Genomic DNA, 22327 nt, shown 5'->3' on the forward strand with positions numbered 1-22327 from the left:
AGATCGCTGCGTGCTAGCGGGCGATCTTCTCGGCCAGCGTCTTGTCGGCCTTGCGGCTGCGTCTAAACCACTGCAAAACCGTCTTGCCGGCGGTCGGCTCGGTCGGCTGGTGCGGGTATTCGACTTCCACCAGGTACGGCGGGCGATGGTGTTTGAGCCAGGTTTTGATGCGTACGCGGGTCAGGCCCTGGGCGACGAATTGCAGTTTGCCGTTTTCGCGACTGGCGTGGTGCACCTTGACCAGGGTGCCGTAGAGCGGCAGGGCGGAGGTGTCGAAGTGGCGCGGGTCTTCCTGGGGGGTGTCCATGTAGAACAGGGCCAGGGAGTGGTGATCGGATTTGCTCACCAGATCCAGCGTTTCGGCCCACGGTTCTTCGTTGACGATGACGGGCAGGACTTGAGCCGGGAAGAATGGGCGGTTGTGGATCGGGATGATGTAGACCTTGTCCGGCAGGTTCTGGCCGGGTAGCGCGAGGCCTTTGCCAGTGGAGTGGTGTTCGGCGTTTTCCGGGTCGGCGTATTCACTGGGGTCTTCGGGGAATTCTTGCTGGTCGCTCATGGGGCACCTGCGCAATTGAGTATGGGTGTTAGATGGGGCGGGTGGCGGGTGGTTTCAATGGCGCGGGAAATTTCAGTGAGTGTTCAGGGTTTGGACAGGTGTTTGGTCTTGGCGCCAGTCACCCGGCCAATGTCTTGCAACTGCACAGCATTTCCTGTGGGAGCGAGCTTGCTCGCGATGGCTGTTGCCCATGCAACATGAAGGGCGGCTGGCACCTCGCTTTGGTAAGAAGGCTCTCTCCCACAGAAGATAACTGGTGTGCTGAAAAATCCGCCGGCCACAAAAAAAGGCGACTCCCTCGCAGGAGTCGCCTTCGCTTCAACCGCCGCTAAAACTTACTCGGACAGTTTGAACGCCATCACGTAGTCACCTTGTTTGGTGCCCAGCGACCCGTGACCACCGGCCATGACGAGCACGTATTGCTTGCCGTCCTTGCCGGTGTAGGTCATCGGGGTGGTTTGTGCGCCGGCGGGCAGGCGACCTTCCCACAGTTGCTTGCCGTTTTTCACGTCGTAGGCGCGCAGGTACTGGTCGAGGGTGCCGCTCAGGAACGCTACGCCACCGGCCGTGGTGAACGTGCCGCCCAGGCTTGGAACGCCCATGGTCAACGGGATCGGAACCGGTGAGCTGTCGCGCACGGTGCCGTTTTTGTGCATCCAGAGGGTTTTGTGGTTGGTCAGGTCGACCGCCGCCACGTAGCCCCACGCTGGCGCCTGGCACGGCAAGCCCAGAGGCGACAGCAGTGCTTCGAGGATGACGCCGTACGGCGCGCCTTTGTTCGGCTGGACGCCTTGGGTTTCGCTGACGCGCGGGCCTTGCTTGGCGATGTCTTCGGCGGCGATCAGTTTTGATTTGAACGCCATGTAGCTCGGGTTCACGAAAGCGATCTGACGCACCGGGTCAACCGAGATGCCGCCCCAGTCGAACACCCCGAAGTTGCCTGGGTAAACAATCGAACCCTGCAACGATGGCGGCGTGAACGGGCCGTCGTAGCGCATGGATTTGAAGTCGATCCGGCAGATCAGTTGGTCGAACGGGGTCACGCCCCACATGTCGCGTTCCCGCAATGGCGGCGGCATGAAGTTGAGGTCGGACTTGGGTTGGGTCGGCGAGGTGTGATCCCCCGCGACGGCGCCTTGCGGGACCGGCACTTCGTTGATCGGCACGAGCGGCTTGCCGGTGCTGCGATCCAGCACGTAGATGCTGCCTTGCTTGGTCGACGCCATCACCGCCGGCTTCACGCCGTCCGCGGTTTTGATGTCGAGCACGGTGGGCTGGCCGCCGACGTCCATGTCCCACAGGTCATGGTGGGTGAACTGGAACGTCCAGCGCACGTGCCCGGTGTTGATGTCGAGCGCGGTCAGGCCGGCGCTGTATTTTTCCGAGGCCGGGGTACGGTCGCCCCCGTACTGGTCGGGCGCCTGGTTACCCATCGGCAGGTAGAGCATGCCGAGCTTTTCGTCGACGCTGAACATGGACCACATGTTCGGCGAGTTGCGGGTGTAGGTCTTGCCCTCGGCAATCGGCGTGGTGTCGTCCGGGTTGCCGCTGTCCCAGTTCCACACCAGTTTGCCGGTGTGCACGTCGAACGCGCGGATCACGCCGCTTGGTTCGTCGTTGGAGACGTTATCGGTGACGTGGCCGCCAATCACTACCAGGTCTTTGGTGACCGCTGGCGGTGAAGTCGAGTAATAGCCGCCGGCGGTGAAGTCGCCAATGTTGGCGCTCAGGTCGATCTGGCCTTTGTCGCCGAAGTCTTCGCACATCTTGCCGGTGTCGGCGTTGAGGGCGATCAGGCGGGTGTCGGCGGTCGGCAGGAAGATTCGGCGCGGGCAGGCACTGGTGACAGCGGCGCTGGCGTTGCCGGTCGGGCTCTGCTCGGAGGCGTAGACGGCGTCATCGTGATACGACACGCCACGGCAGGTCATGTGCGCCCAGCCCTTGAAGTCGGCGGCGTTCTGCGTCGAGATCTTCGGGTCGAAACGCCAGATTTCCTTGCCGGTGTCCGGGTCCAGGGCAATCACCTGGCTGTGCGGTGTGCACACGTAGAGCATGCCGTTGACTTTCAGTGGGGTGTTTTCGGCGGTGGTTTCACCGGGGTCGTTCGGCCCGGGGATGTCACCGGTGCGGTAGGTCCAGGCCGGAACCAGCTTGTTCACGTTCTGCGGGGTGATCTGCGCCAGTGGCGAATAACGATCACCGTGGGCGCTGCGGCCGTAGGAGTTCCAGTCACCGTCGGCCATGGCCGGCGCGGTGTTGGTCATGCCCTCGACGCTGTCGCGATCCAGTTGGCCTTTGAGTTCACCGGGGTTGGTGAATTGGCTGGCCAGCGCAGCCACGCCCGCCAGGACCACGGCCACGCTCAGCGCGCCCGTCCCCATTGGCGAAGGGCCGTCGCGCAGCAACGGCCGGCGCACCCACGGCAGCAACATGACGATGCCCAATGCGAACAACAGCGCCAGACGCGGCACCAGTTGCCACCAGTCGAGCCCGACTTCCCACAGGGCCCACACGGTACTGGCGAACAGCACCAGCGCGTAAAGGCCCAAGGCGGCGCGGCGCGCGAGTATCAGCAGTACGCCGGTCAGCGTCAGGCCGATACCGGCCAGCAGGTAATACAGCGAGCCGCCGAGCATGCTCAGCTTGATCCCGCCTGCCAACATGGCCAAGCCCATCAGCAACAGCAGAATGCCAAGCAGGGTCGGCAGCAGGCGGCTTCGACTCAAAGCACCATCAGTGCTCATAGTGTGGTTCTCCGTGATGTTTCAAATAGTCCCGGGCAAGCTCACTGTAGATGACGATCTCGCGCGGGCATCGTTCAGTTATAAAAGTGAAACCTGGTTAGAGCGGCCCGGTTGATGCGCTCCGCCGGGGATCCGTGGCGTTCAGGAAGACGCGCCAATCCTGGTCCCGCCGAAAGTCAGGCATGGGCGAAAATTCGGGTTCTTTTTCTGGGGACGTGCACGCGGGGCGGCACGGGATTGGGTCGGAAGAATCGTTTCAGCTTGAGCTGCGCAAGGATAATGTTCCGTTACAAATAGAAAAAGTGCTTTTAGTGACATGAATTATTTCGGATTTGGTAACAGTACTCGGCGCGACTTCTTCAACGTCACCTACATTGAGGAGATAGCACACGGAGCGCTTCCACCCGACCACACCCTCGGCTAAGGTGCGCGGCTTCCCAACCTTTCACCGCTCGAAGGCCCGGCATGACCGAACAAAACAACAACCCGCTGCACGGCGTGACGCTGGAGCAAATTCTCAACGCCCTGGTGGCTCATTACGAATGGTCGGGTCTGGCCGAGCGCATTGACATTCGCTGCTTCAAAAGTGACCCGAGCATCAAGTCGAGCCTGACCTTCCTGCGCAAGACCCCGTGGGCCCGCGAGAAAGTCGAGACGTTGTACATCAAGTTGATGCGCACCAAGCGCCCGCTCTGACAATGGCAAGTGCCGCCGCGAGGCGTGGTTTTGTGGCCGTGGCGGCAGTGTCGGGCTGGGCCGGCCTGACTATCCAGCTGTACCTGATTCTCTACTCACGCTGGAGCCTCGAAGCCAGTCTGGTCGGCGGGCTGCTGAGTTTTTTCAGCTACTTCACCGTGCTGAGCAACACCTTGGTCGCGACCGTCCTGACCTGTCACTGGACATCCCGCGAGTCGGCGGCGCGGCGCTGGTTCTTGCAACCGTGGGTCAGCAGCGCGATTGCGGTGAGCATCACTGTGGTCGGCATCGCTTACAGCGTGTTACTGCGCCACTTGTGGCATCCCGAAGGCTGGCAATGGGTGGCCGATGAGTTGCTGCACGACATCATGCCGCTGCTGTTTCTGGCGTATTGGTGGTGGTATGTGCCCAAAGGCACGTTGCGCTTGCGGCACATTGGCCTGTGGGTGATTTACCCGCTGGTGTACTTCGCGTACACGCTGTGGCGCGGGCATCTGCTGGCGGTTTACCCCTATCCATTCATTGATGTGGACAAGTTGGGTTATCCACAGGTGTTTGTGAATGCGGCGGGCTTGCTGGCGGGGTTCCTGCTTGTTTCGTTGATGGTGATCGGGCTGGATCGGTGGCGCGCGGGACGAAAGTGAGGCAGACCTCTGTGGCAAGGGTACGAGGATGGCCAAGGGGCTTGTGTGTGGCTAGAAGACTTCTGTGGTGAAGGGGTCTCTGTGGCTAGTTGGGCCTCTGTGGCTAGTGGGTACTTTTATGGCTAGTTAGGTTTTTGTGGCTAGTGGGGCCTCTGTGGCTAGTGAGGTTTCTGTGGCGAGGGGGCTTGCCCCCGTTGCGGCGCGAAGCGGCGCTAAAACTGGCGCCCGGATTCTTGAGCTGTATTGGGGCTGCTTCGCAACCCAACGGGGGCAAGCCCCCTCGCCACAAAAGCTCTCCAGCCACAAAAAACCTTAAGCCACATAAGGTCCTCCAGCCACACAAGCCCCCGCACCACAGGGAATCCGGCAACCACATGAGTGGCGGTCACTCTTCGTCGCTGTCGTCCCGCCGCCAGTAACCCACAGCCTTGATGAACTGCTCGTTCAAACCGTGCTCGTCGAGCAACACCCGACGAATCTGTCGGGACGCCTTGGTCTCGGTCGCGACCCACGCATACAGGTTGCCGCTGGGCAATTGCAGTTGCTTCACCGTGGTCAGCAAGGTGTTCTGGCTGCCGTCGCGCAACACCCAGATCACATCGACCTGCGCAGGACTTTCGAGCTTCTGCTGCTCCCCGCCGTTCGCCACTTCGATGATCACCAACGCTCGCCGATTGGCCGCCAGGCCTTCGAGGCGGCGGGCGATGGCGGGCAGGGCGGTTTCGTCGCCAATCAGCAGATAGCTGTCGAACATGTCAGGCACGATCATCGAGCCGCGTGGCCCGCCGATGTGCAGAAACTGGCCGGGTCTGGCTTGCGCGGCCCAGGTCGAGGCAGGGCCATCGCCGTGCAGCACGAAGTCGATGTCCAGCTCCAGTGTGTCGAGGTCGTAGCGGCGCGGCGTGTAATCGCGCATCGCCGGCAGGGGGCCGTTGTCTTTTCCGGCGCCGAGCACGAGGGTTTCCAGTGCTGCCTGTTCCGCCGCGTTCTGCGGGAACAGCAGTTTTACGTGGTCGTCGCTGCCGAGGCTGACGAAGCCGGCCAACTCTGGCCCGCCCAACGTAATCCGGCGCATGCGCGGGGTCAGGTCGACCACGCGCAGCACTTGCAGGCGACGGCGTTTGATCTCGTGGCTGACGCGGTGAATGGATTGCACGATCACTTCAGTCATTCGGCTTGCTCCTGAACGGGGTGAACGGCAGGGCCGTCGACGATGGCTTTGGCCGTGTGGTTGAGCAGGTCGCGCACTCGCAGGATTTCTTCCGGGCTCCAGCGGCCGTGGTGCATTTGCAAGGCGTGCCGCACGTTATGCACCGCCTCGTGGATTTCGGCGGGGCGATCATGGCCGCGCAGCGAGCGCTTGCTGACCTCGATGCGCATCCGCACGCCGTCCAGCGCAATCGCCTGGTCAGTCAATGAAAGACGTCCTGCGTCGGTGATGCTGTAGCGTTTTTTCCCGCCCTCGGCATCGCCCAGGATCATTTCGCTTTCTTCAAGGAAGGTCAGGGTCGGGTAGATCACGCCGGGGCTGGGGCTGTAGGCGCCGTCGAACATGCTTTCGATCTGGCGGATCAGGTCGTAGCCATGACACGGCTGCTCGGCGATCAACGCCAGCAACAGCACTTTCAAATCGCCGGGGGCGAATACCCGTGGCCCGCGTCCGCCGCGTTCACGGCCGGGGCCTGGACGTTTTTCGAAGCCGTCGCGGCTGTCGCCGTGTTCTCGATGGGAATGATGGTCTCTCATTTTTCGTCTGCTCTTGTCGTGTTTAGATACAACTTAAGATATATCTTTTGCCCGTGGCAAGCGGGTCGGACCAACGGTCGACTCCGGCGTGGCGGTGAACGGACAGCGCAATGGCAGGGGAAATGACAAGTTTTTTGTATTTTTAGAGTAATTAAACTAATCATTAGTGTGCCGTCACTGATCCTTGGATTAGTATTGAGGCGAAGTAGTATGGTTCTTACGGAAGTTCAGCTCTATTTCATCTGTGTGCTTTTTTAGTTGGAACTGTGTGTAGTATTTCTCTGAGGGTTAAATAATCTTTTTACTGTTTTTTCAACTTTTTTCCTGCTGTTGGAAAGCCGTTATTACTACATGTTCTTCAGAAGTTACGTACTTACTTTCTCAGGAGATTGGACGATCATTCTCTGGCGTCGAAAGTTGAGTGAATGCTCACCATTGCGGTGATTAATGTTCACTGTCCTGACTTTCCTCGGTCCAATCCTTTGAAAAAAAACAGGTACAGAACCATGTTCAAGAAGTTTGCAATCGCCGTTCCGATGACCCTCCTGGCACTGAGTTCTTCGGTGGCGTTCGCGGCGGAAGAAGCGCGCACGTCGATCAACATCAGCGCCACTATTCCAACCCAGGTATTCCACGCCCAACCGGTGAATCCTGACTTCGGTAAAGATGAAAAAATGGTCTACAACCTGGTGCTCGGCACCTTGAGCCCGCTGCGGGCCACCTACGACATCCGACACACTAACGGTTCGGTCAATGCTTATGTAGAAGGGGGGCCACAACCCCTGTTCAACGGTAACAACAACATCGCGCTGACCTACTCGTTCAACGGTGTAACCTTGACCGGCACTTCGCAAGAAGTGGTCGGCGACAGCGAATCGAACGGGGGCATGAGGGCTGATCTGGTGATTGCCGCGGCCAAACCGACCGCCGCCCAGACCGGTCTTTACACGGCCAATCCGATCGTAGTCTTCGATGCTATTCCGCGCATCCCGTAATACGGTTATTAATTAAGGCCCGTCCTTATTTGATGACGCTTACCGGTCGGCGGGCAACTTTTGCCTGTCGATCGGGTTTCAACGCATTTATCTATAGAGTATTTCGTTCATGTTCCCGATGACTCCCATCGCGACGGCGCTTGCCCTTTTTTTCTGCGCAACTGTCGTGGCCGCGCCGGCGGATAACGGCACCACACCTCGAAGTCTGCTGGCGCAGGCCAAGGGTTTGCCGACCGAGTTCGAAGAGCACTTCTTTGATGTGCCACTGGCCGTGCGCGTGGAACTTGACCAACAGTTTCTCGGTGAGGCGATGGTCGTACTGACCCGCGACGATCGCATCACCTTAGTTGACTTCACTGATGTCAGCGACAGTACGATCAAACCTAGCGAGCGCGACATCTGGTCGGGCTATCTGAAACAAGGTGTGGCGCTGGGCGCCTGCCAGGCCAACTGCCCCGAGCAACTGCTGGCCGTGCACTACAGCCTCGAAAACTCGCTGGTGTCGATCCTCACGGAAAACGCCGAACGCGACGATCAAGCGCAGCGTTACTACTCGTTGCCCGAAGGCGGCAGCACCGGGTTGATCGTGCGCAATCAACTGAACCTCAACGGCGGCCAGAACCAGGACCTCGGCGGGCGCTACGGCCTGGAAGCCAGCAGCAGCCTGGGCAACTGGACTCAGGCGATCAACCTGCAACTGTCGCGCCTGGGGGGCATGGACAACCAGCTCTATCACGCCGTGAATGAGCTCTATACCCAGCGCGAACTGGCAGGCAATTTTCTGCGACTGGGGTATTTCACGCCCACGTCCGAAGGCCTGAGCCGCCAGCCCCGCACGTTTGGCACCAGCCCCGACACGGCGCTGGGCGTCATGTACGGCAGCTCCGACAGTCTGGCCATCAACAACCCGAAACCGGCGGTGTATCCGATCTATGTCACGGCCAATCGCCAAGGGTCGGTGGAAATCTATCGCGACGGTTTGCTGATCAACACTCAAGCGGTGCCCGCCGGGTTGCAGACCCTCGACACCCGGCCGCTGCCGGGCGGCATCTATGAAGTGGAAGTGCGCCTGATCGAAGACGGCCAGATCACGTCCAGCACGCAAGAGTTGATCTACAAACCGAACAACTGGCGCAACCACGACGAGCGCTGGCGCTACAACCTGTTCGCCGGTCGTGAATCGGGGCTGCTCAGCAACTGGGATCAACCCGACGATGGCGACCTGACTGCCGGTGCGGCGCTCAATTTTCTGCTGCACCCCCGGGTGATTCTCGGCCTGACGGGCCGGCAAGTGCGCGATAGCTTGCAACTCGGCACGTCCGTCGACTGGACCATCGTCAACAATGCCAGCGTCTATGCCAACGTTTACCAGACCGAAGACTACGGCACCGGTCTGGATGTGCAGGGGCTGTATTCCTACGGCAGCGGCAGCATCGTCGCCAGCCATAACCGCAGCTGGCTCGACACGACCCGGCTTTACGACACGCTGCCCGATGGCACGCGGGTGCGGCAGCGCAATGTATTTGTCGGCCAGACCAGCAACTCGTCCTTATCAATAAATCACCGGCTCACCCGCAACAGCTCGATCAATGCCCGGGTGTCCCACAGCCAGGGCAACACCGAGGGAACGGGCGTCGACCTGGGCTGGACTCAGCGCACCGAACTGTTTGGCAGCGACGCCAACTGGCGGCTTTCCCTGTTCGACCGGCCGGGCAGCTTCAGCTCCGGTGACGACCGCAGTCGTGGCATCGACCTGAGCGTCAACATCGCGCTGGGCGGTCCGGGCGAACAAATCTCCGGCAGTATCGGTACTCGCACTGCCCGCGACGGCGGCCGCGATAACAACGCGTCGGTTACCTACCGCAAAGACCTCCAGGATCATCTGCTGCAAAGTGTCTCGGCCACCGCCATCACCGACACCTACGGCATTGGCTTGAATGCGATGGGCACGATGCAATCCGACCTGGTCAACGGCGACGGTTTTATCCAGCGTTCGTCCTTCAACAACGACTTCACCGGTGGCCTGAACCTGGACAGCACCGTGGCCGTCGGCGGCCAGCAAATGGTCATGACCAGCCAGTACTACCGCGACGGTGCCGGCATGATCATCGATGTCGAATCGGACATCGCAGACATCGCCCTGCGCGCCGACGACTTGAGCGGCGGCAGCGCAGTGCTCAAGCCCGGGCGCAACTTCGTGCCCATCACGGCTTACAAAAGCAGCTCCGTGACGTTCGACTTCGAAGGCAACCATGTGCCTGCCGCCACCATTCAACCGGCGCGCTCCAGCTATCACCTGAACAAGGGCGGCGTGGAGTATCGCCAGATCAAGGTCATGCGCACCCTCACCGTGCTCGGCCGCTTGGTCGACCCGCAAGGCAACCCGCTCAAGGGCCATCACATCATCAACCACGCCAGTCGCGGAGTGAGTGAAGTGGACGGTTTCTTCTCGATGGAAATGAACGCCGGGTCACCGACCCTTGAGGTGCGTCATGGCAACCGGTTGCTGTGCCAGTTCCGTCTCGACCCCGATAACGGACGCACCGAAAACAACGTGCTGATGATCGGCGATCTGCGCTGCACGCCGGACACATTGGCGGACGCGAGTGTTATCGACCGGACGGCGGGTTGATGGCCCGGCAGAACGTGATTAATCAACGAAGGAAGGGACGATGAAACGTCTGTTGGCATTATTTGGTTTTTGTCTGTTCACCCAGACTGCTCACGCGACACCGAGCATCAATATCGGCACCGTCTACGACTATCTGGACGGCGACAAAAGTACCTACCTGAAACGGGTTTTCAACGGCGGTGACAGCACCGCGTTCGTCAAGGTCAACATCCTCGAGATCCTCTATGACGCCGACGGAAAATCACAGGAAGTGCCGCTCAAGACGCAAGCCGACGGCAATGCCCGCGATGGCTTGATGGCCAGCCCGGCCCGACTGATCGTGCCGGCCAATGGCATGCAGGGCACGCGATTGCTGTTCATGGGCGCGCGCGACAAAGAGCGCTATTTCCGCGTGCGGTTCGTGCCGGTGGTGCCCGAGAAAGAAGACGAGTTTGCCGTTTCCAGCGAAGAACGTGAGGACTACAAGAAAACCCTCTCCGCCGGGGTCAACGTATTGGCCGGTTACGGCGCGGTGTTTTTCGTGCGGCCCAAGCAGGTGCGCTTTGACAGCTCGATCGAGAACGAGGCGGGCAACTACCGGATTCGCAACAACGGCAACACCGTGGTGGTGATCGATGAGTTCAAGGATTGCTCGGCTAAAAACGAACAGGACTGCCAGCCCACGACCAAACATCACATCCTCGCGGGCCGCACCTTTCAGTTCGAGAAACAGGCCGGTCGCGAATACCGCTTCACCCTGGTTGAAGGTGAGAAAAGCAAAAAACTGAACGTGAAGGGTTGATCCCGGTGATGACTATGTTCAAAAAACTGCTCCTCATGCTGGTCGCGGCCATCGCCGCGTGGGCGGCTACGTCGGCGTTTGCCGCCAGGGAAGTGCACCGCTTCGATGTGTTCGTGACGATCCCGACCTTGGCGTTTTATGTCACTCCGGCAGACCCGGGCTGGATTCATCGCGAGCAGCAACTGCCGTGGAATTTGTCGTCGGCGACACTGGGCGGCTTGCGCAAACATTTCGACGTGAAGAACGAGGCCGGTTCCATCCAGGCCCGGCTTGAAGGCCGACCGTATCTGTCCAACGGCACCGCCGCCCATGACATTGATTTGCGTGTGCTGTTCAACGGCCAGTTGTTGAGCGAGCACGAGAACCGCGAAGTGATTTCCTTGACCGACGCCGCGGCCGGCAAACGGGTGTTGCTGGAAATCGTACCGGTGCCGCCTGCCGATGGGGTTTACCGGCCGGGCAATTATTTTGGCAGCGTCAACATGATCTTCAATGCGGTCATGCCCGGTGCTTGAAACCTGACTTCACGAGGCTTAAGGGATGAACCGTATTCAACTGTTCCAACGCTGTGCAGGCGTGACTTTTTTGTGTTCGATGTGGCTGTCTTCGGCGGGGGCCGAGGAGGTGTCGATTCAGGCTTCGTTCAAACCCGATTCGGCGAATCCGCAACGCAATAAATTCATCAATGACACGCCGTCCAGCGGCTACTGCGGCTTATATCCGCAGCAGTGTGCGGACAACGAGATGTTCAGCCTGCAAGTGCCCATTCGGTTCGACTCCATTGCGCCGATTTTGGCCAATCATCCATCGGTCCGTCAGGGCGCCATGTTCAAGGTCCCGGCGCAGTGGCGGGATTTGACGGTGGTCCATGAAACCACCGGTGAACCGGAAACCGTCAGGGTTCGGATTGCCGGTATAGGGTCCCGCTATGTGACTGAAGACGTGATCGGCCTGGTGGGCGGGGGCGACGATTATCGTCTGGCACACAATCAACTGTGGGGCATCAGTTGGGTGAATGCGCCGCCTCCCTGCCTCTACAGCGGTGTGGGTTTTTTCTCGTCCACTCACTATCGTTTTTTCTGGAAAACCCCGACTGAAGGTATCTGTGAAAAACAGGCGAAATTCAATGTGCCTTGGCTGCGTTATGACTACCTCGACTTTGCCTATGAACTGATAACCCCCAACCCATTGGGCATGTCCTCGGGAAAGTACCTTGGCAATCTGACCTACACCCTCGGGCCCGGCGCGGACTTCGACATGGGCGACATCATGCAGCCCAGCAGTTCGACCCTGGGATTGAGCTTCACGCTGGACGTCCAGCACACCCTCAAGGTCGATGTCCCTCCGGGCGGCAATCGCGTTGAGCTGGTGCCCCAGGGCGGCTGGCAATCCTGGCTGAGCCAGGGGCGAAAACCGACACGGTTGTTCCGCGACCAGACCTTCAATATTTCCGCCAGTTCACGTTTCAAAATGCAGATGGAGTGCCAATACCGCCAGGACGGCCAGACCTGTTCGCTATACGAACCGCCGTCCGGACATTTCGTGCCGCTGAACGTCAGCGTCAGCCTGCCCCATGGGCTGGTGGATGCCGACGGCCGAGCGGTCGATCACCGGCCGTTGCGGCTTGATGGCAGTGGCACTGAATTGTTCCAGCCAGGGTTTTATGTGGACCGCAAACCCGGAACGCTGCATTTCGAGATTCCCGCGAGCGAAGTCGCAGAGATGATCAAGCCCGGACAACAGCGGCAGTACTCGGGCAGTGTGACGGTGATCTGGGATTCGGAGGTTTAGTGACGAGTATCGACGCAGTAACAGGGAGTGCACGCGTAATGAACAAAACAGGGATGGCGAGCCACTGGCGTGCGCTCGCCTGGTTGGCGGCATTAGCCCCCTCGGCAGAGGCCGCAACCATTGAGATGACGGCGAAGTTCAGGCCGGATTCGGCCAACCCCCTGCAAAACGCCTTCGAAAACACCACACCTCAGGGGGGGTATTGCGGGGATCATCCGGAGTATTGCGAGAACGGAGTGTTCAGCATCGCCTTGCCCATCCGTTTCAGGTCAATCGCCGCCATCCCGGCCTTGAATGACGAACGTCAGGGGGCGATGTTTCGGGTGCCGTCGTACTGGAAAGAGGTCACGGTCATTCATGAACAAACCGGTGAACCCGAGATCGTCAAGATGCGGGTGAACGGTGTGGGTGCGGCATACACCATCAGGGAGCCGCTGCCCGAAAACGTCTGGGAAAGTGGATGGGTCTACCCACCCGCTCCCTGTCGATACGGCGGCGTGGGGTATGGCCATGCCTGGTACTACGCGTTTTTCTGGCGAGTGCCAGCGGACGCTGGTGTATGCGCCAAACAGGCGCAGAAAGAGATTGGCGAGTCTCACCAGTTCGCCTATGAAAACACCGGTTTTTCCTACGAGCTGATCACGCCCAATCCCCTGAAAATGTCGACGGGCACCTATCGCGGCGTCATGAACTACACCGTCGGGCCGCACCGGGACTTCGACATGGGCGATGTCATGTTGCCCGACGACGATTTGATAACGCTGAACTTCACTCTGGACGTGGAACACACCTTGAAAGTCGAGATTCCCCCCGGGGGTAATCACGTCGAACTGGTTCCGCAGGGAGGATGGCAGGCGTGGCTGACCCAGGGGCGCAAGCCGACGCGGTTGTTCCGGGATCAGACCTTCAACATATCGGCCTCGAGCCGCTTCAAGATGAGCCTGGAATGCCAATACGTCAGCGGCAACACCTGCGCGTTGTGGGAGCCAAAGGCTGGCCATCCGGTGCCACTCGAGGTCAGCGTGACCTTGCCCAATGGCCTGACCGACGGGATGGGGCAAGCGGTCAATCGGCGTCCGTTACTTCGCGATGGCGGCGGCACCGAGTTGTTCCAGGCAGGCTTTTATGTGGACCGCAAACCCGGCACCCTGCATTTCGAAGTCGCCCGGGACGAAGTGCAGGAAATGCTGAAACCGGGGATTACCCGCAGCTATTCAGGTCAGGTCACGGTGATCTGGGATTCGGAAGTGGGCTGAAAAAAAGGCCCCTGAAAGTGTCTTGCGCATTACCTTTCAGGGGCCGGTCACTGGGGCGCTACTGCCCGGCTCGCTGTAGCGCCGCCCGGGTCAGCATTCTGCTCAAGTGCTTTTCTTCGTAACCGATATCGTTGAGCAGACGGTTGTAAACCCCATCGCTCATACGCTCATCGGTGAACACGCTGCTCTCGGGAATCCCCAGTTGGCCACAAAGGTCTTGCAATCGTTGCCTGAGCGCCCGGCGTTGCGCCAATTGCAATCCTCTTGAATCGACCCAGGCCCGTTGAGCGTCACGCAGCTCGTCGAGCAGGTCGGTCCTGGCCTCATAGCGTCGGGCGTTACGTCGAAATTCGTTCGGATAGGTATCGCGCAGGTATTTTTCCCAGAAGGGATGCTCCAGCATGCCGTTGACCAGCCCATCGCCTTGCTCCATCGACATGACCGTGTCATAGGCGGTGTCGAGCTTGGCTTGTTTGACGGCTGCCCTTTCGTGGAAAAGCATGGTTCTGGATTGCCAAGGCAGATTCAGGCGATGAGCCAGGCCGGTTTCAAACGCCAAAAACACCTCGACTTCATCCGGATTGGCTTCCTGCTCGTTGTCCGGTTTTTCGTTGCGGCGGCGAAATTCTTCGCGCGCGACATCATCCACCCGATCCAGCCGCGCGGCGCCTTTTGCCAGGGTCGCCAAGCGAGCTTCAAGATCCTCGCCCGATGCCGAAAAAACATAGGCTTCGCAGGCGAGTACTTTGATCCCCATGTGGTTGAAGACCTGCGCGCCGGCATCGGCGCACGTGGTCGGCGAACTGGCCATCTCGAATAACGCCTGGCGCAGCTCGGTGTCCAGGCTCATGGCCTCGATCATGCGCCATACCCGCGCCGACAACAGCTCGCGCGCCTCCCCCCCGGCGCGGTAATCGGCCGACAGCGTCTGTTTTTGAATCAGCTCGAAGAAACCTTCGCCACCGGGTTCGCTCATCAAGTCATGCCAGGCTTCCTGCCGGAAAGTGCCCAGCCCGGACGCATTGGCACTCCACCAATGGGAATCGTTAGGCATCGGCCATTGGAGGATCGCGCGTTCGGCGGCGGGCAAATAGGACTGAACGGGGCTTAGTCCCACCGACTTTCGATATTGCGCGTAGGCCAGGCGATTGGCGTCCGAGAGGTCCGACAGGAACAATCGCGTGCGGGCAACGAGGCGTGCATCGTCGGAACCCAGGATCACCTTCGGAATCTCGGAAAGAGGATTTTCCATCAGGTCCAGGTAAAAGCCTCCCGGCCGAGGCTTCTTGAACAAGCCCTCAGGCCAGGTGGTAGCCCCGGTGTTGCTCAGGCTGAGGATTTTCAGCCTGGGCATGCGTTCGACGTTCGGCAGCAGTCCCAACTGCGGGTTGTCATCGAGCCTGAGCGTTTCCATACGGGTCAGATTTCGCAACAGTTCCACGGTGGTCGGCGTCAATTTGATCCGGTTTTTTATCAGGCGCAGCGTTTGAAGCATGTGCATCCTGCCAATCCCTTGCGGCAGCTGAGTCAGCCCACAATCTCTTGCACTCAGTTGCACAAGATGGGGAAAGTCTTTCAACACGCCGTTGGCGCTGGCAGAAAACCTCGTACGGTCCAGGTTCAGCGTGCTGATCTGGTCGAGGTAGTACTTGATGTCGGGCAGTTTTTTCCACCAATGCTCCAGATCGTATTCAGCCAACTCCGTCGACAGGTCCAACGCATAACCCGCGTCAACCGAGGTACTGCGCTCACCCAAGACCCGGGATTTGCGTTCGAAACACTCGATCAGGCGCTCGGAAATGAGCCGTCCGCCCGTGTCCCTGAACGAAGTGGCGCCGGGGCCCCAGCCGTCGGGCTGCTGATAGCGCCACTGGTTGAGCGTCTCTTTCAGGTTGTACAAGTCGCGGTCAAGCCGCTGAATCGTCTGAAGCGCCTGGTCTCCATCGCCAAGGGATTGAACAAGCACATTGATTTCCCGGTCGGACAAATGGGGATACAGATCCTTCACGCGCTCCTCCAGGGTCATGGCTGTTTTGGAGATTGCCGGCCCCCGCAGCAGGATGTCGGTCTGGGTCTCTGCAACCGGGCGAATCGGTGGTTCCAGCAACGCCGTGCGACGCTCGGCGGGCATCTCGGTCTTGGCCATCACCCATTGCCTGAACTGCCGGCCCTGACCCGTCCGGTAACCCAGTTGCGTGCGTGTGTGCGCCGGCAAGGTAAAGAGGACCGTGTCGTAGAACCCGTCGCCATCGTGCAGGGGACGGTTCATGCCGTCGCGTACTTCATACCTGGCCAGTTCATTTCTGATCAGCAACCGGACGGTCGTTGCTTCTTCACTGCCAACGCTGCAACGCAATGGCCCGTCAAAGGTGCCATCGCGTACTTCGATGCGCAGGTCGGCGAAGGTATCGGTGTGGATTCTCAGGGCGTTAAGCACCAGCCGTTCGGTATCGGGTGTCAGCCATGCGTCGTCATACAGCCCTTCATAGGCATGGCTGGCGCGGGCCTCGAACGCTGACTCGCGTGCCTGACTTTTCAAGGCCAATGGCACGCGTTGTTCCTGCGTTATGCGCTCAAGATCAGCGCGACTGGCCTGGCCCAGCAGTTTTTCCACGGCGCTGCGCGGGAGCCCGGGCACGCTCTGTGCGAGCTGTCGAAACTGCGGGTTGTCTGACTGTTCGCTGGCCCGGTATTGCTGATCGAAAATATCCGTCTTCAGCGCGTCTGCTTCACCCGCCAGCAGATTGCGCAGTGTTTGCAATTGCTCGTTCCTGGGTACTCGCCGACCGAACAGCTGCTGGAGTTCTTGCTCATCCAGAAAGGCAATAATGCTCTCCGGCAGCTTGCCGCTCATGACGTGGGACAGATCGGTGGCGAGTGTCTGATCGGTGCTGGCGCCGGGGTTGCCATACAGCCGAAAGCTACCGGTCTGGCTGGCATCGGGATAAACCTTCAGTGCCTTGTCGGGGGGCCAGCCCGCCAGTGAGGTCGGCAGGTTTTCGAACCAGTAGGAAGACGGCGCAAGCGGCTGTCCTGTGCGAATCCGCGCGCCGGCCTGGGCGACTTCCTTCTGGATCTTGAAACGCTTCAGGCTATCGACCAGCAGCGGTGCCGGCGGCGCATTGTCCAAGTGCATCCTGCGCAGGGCGTTGTCCCCGGTGCCGCTGATGGTGCGCACCTGTTCGAGTTCGGTGTCGCTCAAGGCCGCCACGCTGTGACCCAGCCGACGCATCAAGGTCGAGCCTTGCCACTCGCGCGGGTTCTCGGCTTCGTGGGTCCAGGCGCCGAGGCCGTTATGTTTCAGCTCGGGTCGATAGGCATCGGAACGGCGGGGATGCTGTACGCGGTAGTTACCCGTGATCGGGTCCTGTTGCACGGCGTAATGTGTGTTCTCCAGCGGCAGGACCTTCTGGCCCTCGTGGGTGAACAGACCTTGCTCATCGGGAAGGGCGTCGACCGGCAGTTTGACGTCCGGATGTTCGTAGGGCTTGAGGTCGGGGTGCCACAGACGCTGTTGGCCATCGGGCAGTTGCACCGGTTTCATGCCTTCGATCAAGGGTGAAAGTTTCAAGCGAACGAAGTTGCCCAGTTGTGCGCCCGCGGCGAAGGTCGCCAACTGGATGACGTCGGCGACCACTCCCACGACATGCTCGGCGGCTTCGGTCCACTGTGCCTCGGCGAGGTCGACGATGGCGGTGACGACCTCGCTGGTGATCTGATACGCGGTGTACACCATCATCAATTCGCCCAGCCCCGGCACAAACGGGGTGACGATCATCAGGGCTGCGTTGAAGATGTCCGAGACGATTTTTTTGAAGTTGTCCCACCAGGCCCCGCGAGCGTTGCTGTCCGCGTCGGCGGTTGATACGGCCACGTGTCTGGCGTCATTGAGCAACTTGTTGAGCTTTTGCTGGTAGAGATGGCTCCAGACATCGCCCGTAATCGGTGCCGTATCAAAGCGCAACCTGGGGTTAAGCACCGGTTGCTCCCGCCACACCGGGCGTGGGTCCAGTGCTGCTTTTTCGTGCTGCGTGATCTTGAGCAGGCGTTGCTGGAGTTCGGCGAAAAAGTGACCTCGTTGTGGCTGAGCGACGAATTGGCTGAAGTACTGGCGATAGGTCATTTGTGAGGAATCGATGAAATCGTTGTCGCGTAATTGGCGAGTCAACTCATTCATGAAGGCGGTGACCGAGGGGTATTCCTTGAGCGGGTGCTCGGGATCCTGGGGAACGTAGGCGATCACCTGGGCGGCATCACTGGTTTGATCGAGGTTGGGCGAAATCAGCACAATGCCGGTCAATGGCGTGTCCAGCAGGGACATCTCGCCGAATTGCACGATCTTGCCCTTGAGGGTGAGGTTGCGCTGGCCATCCAGCATGGCGAGTACCAGATCGCGGGTATCGCCCGCGATGTCGCCGGTCATTGCCGCCAGGTGCGTCGCGGCAACGAACGCCGCTTTCTGGCTTTCAACCACTTTGTGTTTCAGGTACGTCTTCGCAACGGCGTCACGGGGCAGTAAATAGCTTTCAAGGTGCCGGGTGTAACGGGCGCCAAGGTCCAGTTCGCGGCACAGGGTCTGGAACTGGGCAATGGACATTTTGCGTTTGATCGGCTTGATATCAAACAGCCCGCGTTCATCGGGTTGGCTGATGAAATCGGAGCCGGCTTCGCAGGTTTCGGAGCGGGCGAAGTTATGCAGCGCGGCATCCAGCAGCGAAACGCTGCGAGTGACCACGCCGGCCGAGACATCGATGGCATACCAGGGGCGTTCTTTGGGTAAATAAAGATGTAAGTAAGTTGTTCTTGGGTTGTCGTCGACACCGTATTGTTTTTTTAGTGCGGTGCTCAACAAGGGTTCGGCGAATGTATAAATATCCTGTAACTCATCAAGCATTAAATCTACTTTGTTTTGTGATGCCCAAAGTTTCAGGTTGGCGTCTTGCAATAAGTTGTGATTGAAGTTCGATGCGCCGAGTATCCATTGCTCAGGGCCCGCGTGCGTGGCGCTGAGCGCCTGGATTCGCCGGAGTGAGGCCTGTTTGACCGGGTGCGGTATCCGGCTTTTTATAAAGTCATAGTGACGGCCATTGTTGTCGGACGTACGTCCTTGTAAGTCAGGCATTGTTTTAATAAACCTTGAACATTGATGGAAGTCACCAGCCTATCCTCCATCGCCCAAAGTAAAAGTCTGAATTACTGCTCTTAAGTAAGGGCGGGCACAGGTTAAACATTGAAATTATCAATGCTCAAAATATTTAATTACCACCTTGTTTGATTGCGCGGGTTTCTCAGCGCCGCGCTACTTCGACCGGCAGACACCCGGTGTTACTCCCCGGTTGCAGGTACGGCGTCAGAATCGGTGCCATGCCCTTGAGCACTTGCACCGGCAAGGCTGATGTGAACTTGAAGGCTTCGGCCGTGCGCCCCGGCACGAAGGCCGTCAAAGTGCCGAAGTGGTGGTCACCGATATAGAACACGAAAGTCGCCGTGCGGTTGATCGACTTCGAACTCAGAATCCGTCCGCCTGAACCGATGGCCTCGATGCGGTTGTCCCCGGTCCCGGTCTTGCCGCCCATGGCCAACGGTTTGCCATCCGCTGTGATAAAGCTGCCGGAAACACGTTTGGCCGTGCCGGCATCCACCACTTGCGACAAGGCTTCGCGCATGGCGGTCGCCACCTCGGACGGCATCACCCGTTTGCCGACGTCCGGGTCATTGATCAGTTTGGTTTCATAGGGCGTGCCGGCCGCGAAATGCAGGGTGTCGATGCGCAGCGTCGGCATACGCACGCCATCGTTGAGGATGGTGCCGATCAACTCGCCCAGCGCTGCCGGACGGTCGCCAGAGCTGCCGATGGCGGTGGCCAGCGACGGCACCAGGTGGTCGAACGGGTAACCGACTTTCTGCCAGCGCTGGTGAATGTCGAGGAACGCTTCGATTTCGAGCATGGTGCGGATACGACTGTCGCGGGCACCCTTGTGCCGGCTTTTGAACAGCCAGCTGTAGACTTCCTGGCGCTCGAACTGACTGGCCTTGACGATCTGGCTCCACTTGGCATCCGGGCTGTTCAGCAGGTAGCCCATCAGCCACAGGTCCAGGGGATGAACCTTGGCGATGAAGCCTTGATCCGGCAGGTCGTAGGCGCCGGGGCTGTAGTTTTCGTAGAGCCGTTGCAGGCGCTCGTCGGTGAGTTTTTCGGTGAGCTTGGCGCCCTTGAGGTGTGAGCGCACGAAGGTGTTGAAGCTTTCCTGACTGGCCTGTGGCAGCAGGTAACGGTGCACCGCCGCCATGCGAATCGGGGTCGGGCGCATGCTGTCGAGGAAGGTGTCGAGCCGCGCCTGGGTGTCCTTGTTCTTGTACTTCTTCCAGAACTTGAGCAGGAACGAGGTGCCTTCGCGGTCGGCGAAATCGGCCAGGTATTCCTGACGCCGAGGGTCGCGATCATCCTTGAGCAATTCGGCGCTGTTGTTGGGACCGGAATAGGTGGTGTAGCGCACGATGTCACGCATCAGCCGAATGAACGGCAGGTTGATCGATTCGCGCAGGGCATCGCGCAGGGTCGGAATGCGCCCGTTGTCTTCCTTGCGAAAGTTGTGGAACACGTGCAGCCCGCCACCGGTGAAGAACGCTTCGCCGGGGCTGGCCGAGTATTTGCGATCCAGCGCGGCACCGAGCATCGTCTGCAAGTTGCGGTCCTTGTTCTGGATCAGGTAATCGACCACCCAGCGGCTCAGACGGTCCTGATCCGGGACGTCGACTTTCTTCAATTCCGGGACGCTCATGCCGGCGTATTTGTCGTGCAGCTCGGAGATGATTTGCAGATACGTGGTGAGCACGCGCATTTTCGCGGTGGAGCCCAGTTCCAGCTTGCTGCCTTCGTTGATGTCGAACGGTTGGTCGGTGCTGTCGGTCTGCACCCGCACGCGGGCCCCGTCCGGTGTCAGTTCGAACAAGGTGAAGCTGTAACGCACCTGAGTGGTGCTGGTGGGCGTGAGCAAGCGCTCGCCCATCAAGCCGATCTGCGTCGCAAACGCCGGGTCGGCCAAGCGCTTGAGGTATTCGGTGGCCTGGTTTTGCAGATCGCCTTGCAGGGTGCTGGTGGCGGACAGGTCGAGACGATCGAGGTCGTACAGCGGACGATTGAGCAAACCGCCCAGGCGGCTACGCGCCACGCTGATGCCTTTGTTGGTTTCGATCGGCTGAATCGTCGGCTGGGTCTGCCAGTCGCGGTAAGTGACCTTGCTGGCCAGTGCCGCCGCCGCGAAAGGCCCATCGATCACGTTGTTCTGGGCCAGCAGGCGAATGTGGCTGTCGGTGAGGTCGGCCAGTTCATCGCGGCCCTTGGTCAGGTAATGCGAAGGGCGACGCTGGGCAATCATCAACGAGAGCATTTCACGCAGGGCCAACCCTTTCGCGGCCAGGGTCTTGGGGTCGGTGTCGGTGCTGGCCAGGGTTTCGTTGGCCTTGTTGAAATCGGCGCCGTACCACACGCGCAAGCCTTCGGCCATGCCATGCACCTCACCGTGTCCCGGCACGGCGGACAGCGGCACGCTGTTGAGGTAATCGCGCACCACGTTTTTGCGCGCTTCAAGGGTTTGCGGCCCGGCCTGATAGGCGCGCACGGTGGCGGAAATCATCTGCCGGATTTTTTCCGCGCCCGACACCGTCAGGCCATCGGGCGAGTGACGATACTTTTCCAGTTGCGTCGCCAGGGTGCTGCCGCCCGCCGACTGCCCCGGCAGGTGCATCAGCTTCGCGACCTGCGACCACGCCGCCATGCCGAAGCGCGGCCAGTCCACGGCCGGGTTGGCCAAGGGTTGTTTGGGGTCGAGCAGAAAACGGTTCTCGATGAACAGCAGGCTGCTGACCACCACCGGCGGGATCGAGTCAAAGCTTGAATAGAGTTGTTGCGGGTAATTGAACTGGTACAGCGGTGCGGCCCGGCAATCGGTGATCGACAGGCCGGCCTGGATTTTCTCCGAGTAGGGCACGAAAAGGCCCCGGTCGCTGTAGTCCATCAGTTTTTGCGAGAAGCGGGTCTGCGCTGCAATCACGTAGTCGCGCTTGATCAACCGGGGCAGGAATTCCCCGAGTGAGCTGTAACCCAGGCGCAAATCAAACGGCCCCGCGCCCGGATATCGGATGGCGTCGCTGGGGCCAGGTTCCAGGGAGTAACTCAGGGAGCCGGCAAATTGGCTGACTTCCCGGGACTGGAATTTCGAGGTACGCATTTCCTTGGCGGCCGCGAGCCCCAACACAATCAGGAAAATCAGCAGCAACAACCAGAACGCCTTCCAGCCGTGTTTGACACGACTGCGACGCGGTTTTTCAGGTAAAGGCGCTTCATCCACACGTTCAGTCGGAACCACAGTTTTACTCGAATCGGTTTGCCACAAAGCGCCCATAGTCGATTGATCCATTCACGCAGATTGATCGGACTTGTCTGAAGCTTAGACGGTGGTTGGCGATGGGGAAAAAATTGT

13 protein-coding genes and 1 pseudogene are annotated in these 22327 nt (G+C 59.7%); 8 read left to right on the plus strand and 6 right to left on the minus strand.

Annotated features, from left to right (window positions below; translation table 11 throughout):
• Nucleotides 1–91: 91 nt before the first annotated feature.
• Nucleotides 92–559, minus strand: a pseudogene (locus tag ACQKP4_RS21395) (LON peptidase substrate-binding domain-containing protein); the annotation flags it as partial.
• A gap of 335 nt (nt 560–894) precedes the next feature.
• The gene (locus tag ACQKP4_RS21400) at nt 895–3303 is read right to left on the minus strand and encodes a glucose/quinate/shikimate family membrane-bound PQQ-dependent dehydrogenase (RefSeq protein WP_427635603.1); all 2409 of its coding nucleotides are present in this window, start codon (nt 3301–3303) and stop codon (nt 895–897) included.
• A 465-nt stretch (nt 3304–3768) separates the two neighbouring features.
• On the opposite strand from ACQKP4_RS21400, the gene ACQKP4_RS21405 reads away from it, so the two are divergent.
• A complete protein-coding gene (locus tag ACQKP4_RS21405) occupies nt 3769–3999 on the plus strand; it encodes a VF530 family DNA-binding protein (RefSeq protein ID WP_427635604.1) in 231 nt (76 codons plus the stop codon).
• A 2-nt stretch (nt 4000–4001) separates the two neighbouring features.
• Nucleotides 4002–4643, plus strand: coding sequence for a Pr6Pr family membrane protein (locus ACQKP4_RS21410; protein WP_427635605.1), 642 nt, complete (start codon nt 4002–4004; stop codon nt 4641–4643).
• Nucleotides 4644–5028: 385 nt separating this feature from the next.
• Here ACQKP4_RS21410 and ACQKP4_RS21415 read toward each other — a convergent pair whose 3' ends face one another.
• Together ACQKP4_RS21415 and ACQKP4_RS21420 are read right to left on the minus strand one after the other, a co-directional pair.
• Nucleotides 5029–5814 carry a siderophore-interacting protein gene (locus ACQKP4_RS21415; RefSeq protein WP_427635606.1) on the minus strand — a complete coding sequence of 262 codons (786 nt, stop codon included), beginning with the start codon at nt 5812–5814 and terminating at the stop codon, nt 5029–5031.
• Nucleotides 5811–6389, minus strand: a complete 579-nt coding sequence (locus tag ACQKP4_RS21420; protein WP_427635607.1) for a PadR family transcriptional regulator — start codon at nt 6387–6389, stop codon at nt 5811–5813. Before ACQKP4_RS21420 ends, ACQKP4_RS21415 begins: the two co-directional genes overlap by 4 nt.
• A 506-nt stretch (nt 6390–6895) precedes the next feature.
• Here ACQKP4_RS21420 and ACQKP4_RS21425 point away from each other — a divergent pair.
• The 6 genes from ACQKP4_RS21425 to ACQKP4_RS21450 all read left to right on the plus strand — a co-directional run bounded on the left by ACQKP4_RS21425 (nt 6896) and on the right by ACQKP4_RS21450 (nt 13844).
• Nucleotides 6896–7384 carry a CS1 type fimbrial major subunit gene (locus ACQKP4_RS21425; protein WP_427635608.1) on the plus strand — a complete coding sequence of 163 codons (489 nt, stop codon included), beginning with the start codon at nt 6896–6898 and terminating at the stop codon, nt 7382–7384.
• A gap of 109 nt (nt 7385–7493) precedes the next feature.
• Nucleotides 7494–10016, plus strand: a complete 2523-nt coding sequence (locus ACQKP4_RS21430; RefSeq protein WP_427635609.1) for a TcfC E-set like domain-containing protein — start codon at nt 7494–7496, stop codon at nt 10014–10016.
• 40 nt (nt 10017–10056) lie between these two features.
• Entirely contained in the window at nt 10057–10797 is a 741-nt protein-coding gene (locus ACQKP4_RS21435; RefSeq protein WP_427635610.1) for a molecular chaperone, read from the plus strand.
• A 14-nt stretch (nt 10798–10811) separates the two neighbouring features.
• Nucleotides 10812–11312, plus strand: a complete 501-nt coding sequence (locus ACQKP4_RS21440) for a CS1 type fimbrial major subunit (protein ID WP_427635611.1) — start codon at nt 10812–10814, stop codon at nt 11310–11312.
• 25 nt (nt 11313–11337) lie between these two features.
• Complete coding sequence (locus ACQKP4_RS21445; protein ID WP_427635612.1) at nt 11338–12588, plus strand: hypothetical protein; 1251 nt, start codon at nt 11338–11340, stop codon at nt 12586–12588.
• Nucleotides 12589–12626: 38 nt separating this feature from the next.
• The gene (locus ACQKP4_RS21450; RefSeq protein ID WP_427635613.1) at nt 12627–13844 is read left to right on the plus strand and encodes a hypothetical protein; all 1218 of its coding nucleotides are present in this window, start codon (nt 12627–12629) and stop codon (nt 13842–13844) included.
• A gap of 58 nt (nt 13845–13902) precedes the next feature.
• On the opposite strand, the gene ACQKP4_RS21455 is transcribed toward ACQKP4_RS21450, so the two are convergent.
• The gene (locus ACQKP4_RS21455; protein ID WP_427635614.1) at nt 13903–18738 is read right to left on the minus strand and encodes an NEL-type E3 ubiquitin ligase domain-containing protein; all 4836 of its coding nucleotides are present in this window, start codon (nt 18736–18738) and stop codon (nt 13903–13905) included.
• Nucleotides 18739–19132: 394 nt separating this feature from the next.
• Complete coding sequence (locus ACQKP4_RS21460) at nt 19133–22249, minus strand: transglycosylase domain-containing protein (RefSeq protein WP_427635615.1); 3117 nt, start codon at nt 22247–22249, stop codon at nt 19133–19135.
• Between the last annotated feature and the right edge of the window lie 78 nt (nt 22250–22327).

Origin of the sequence: Pseudomonas sp. NPDC086278, from assembly GCF_050280905.1 — a bacterium.
In the GTDB taxonomy this organism is placed as follows: domain Bacteria; phylum Pseudomonadota; class Gammaproteobacteria; order Pseudomonadales; family Pseudomonadaceae; genus Aquipseudomonas.

Excerpts from the sequence above, each read along its gene's own strand:
- ACQKP4_RS21435 (WP_427635610.1), top strand. The coding sequence starts at position 10,057 with ATGAAACGTCTGTTGGCATTATTTGGTTTTTGTCTGTTCACCCAGACT.
- ACQKP4_RS21430 (WP_427635609.1), top strand. The coding sequence starts at position 7,494 with ATGTTCCCGATGACTCCCATCGCGACGGCGCTTGCCCTTTTTTTCTGC.
- ACQKP4_RS21440 (WP_427635611.1), top strand. The coding sequence starts at position 10,812 with ATGTTCAAAAAACTGCTCCTCATGCTGGTCGCGGCCATCGCCGCGTGG.
- ACQKP4_RS21460 (WP_427635615.1), bottom strand. The coding sequence starts at position 22,249 with ATGGGCGCTTTGTGGCAAACCGATTCGAGTAAAACTGTGGTTCCGACT.
- ACQKP4_RS21445 (WP_427635612.1), top strand. The coding sequence starts at position 11,338 with ATGAACCGTATTCAACTGTTCCAACGCTGTGCAGGCGTGACTTTTTTG.
- ACQKP4_RS21425 (WP_427635608.1), top strand. The coding sequence starts at position 6,896 with ATGTTCAAGAAGTTTGCAATCGCCGTTCCGATGACCCTCCTGGCACTG.
- ACQKP4_RS21420 (WP_427635607.1), bottom strand. The coding sequence starts at position 6,389 with ATGAGAGACCATCATTCCCATCGAGAACACGGCGACAGCCGCGACGGC.
- ACQKP4_RS21410 (WP_427635605.1), top strand. The coding sequence starts at position 4,002 with ATGGCAAGTGCCGCCGCGAGGCGTGGTTTTGTGGCCGTGGCGGCAGTG.
- ACQKP4_RS21405 (WP_427635604.1), top strand. The coding sequence starts at position 3,769 with ATGACCGAACAAAACAACAACCCGCTGCACGGCGTGACGCTGGAGCAA.
- ACQKP4_RS21455 (WP_427635614.1), bottom strand. The coding sequence starts at position 18,738 with ATGCTTGATGAGTTACAGGATATTTATACATTCGCCGAACCCTTGTTG.
- ACQKP4_RS21415 (WP_427635606.1), bottom strand. The coding sequence starts at position 5,814 with ATGACTGAAGTGATCGTGCAATCCATTCACCGCGTCAGCCACGAGATC.
- ACQKP4_RS21450 (WP_427635613.1), top strand. The coding sequence starts at position 12,627 with ATGAACAAAACAGGGATGGCGAGCCACTGGCGTGCGCTCGCCTGGTTG.
- ACQKP4_RS21400 (WP_427635603.1), bottom strand. The coding sequence starts at position 3,303 with ATGAGCACTGATGGTGCTTTGAGTCGAAGCCGCCTGCTGCCGACCCTG.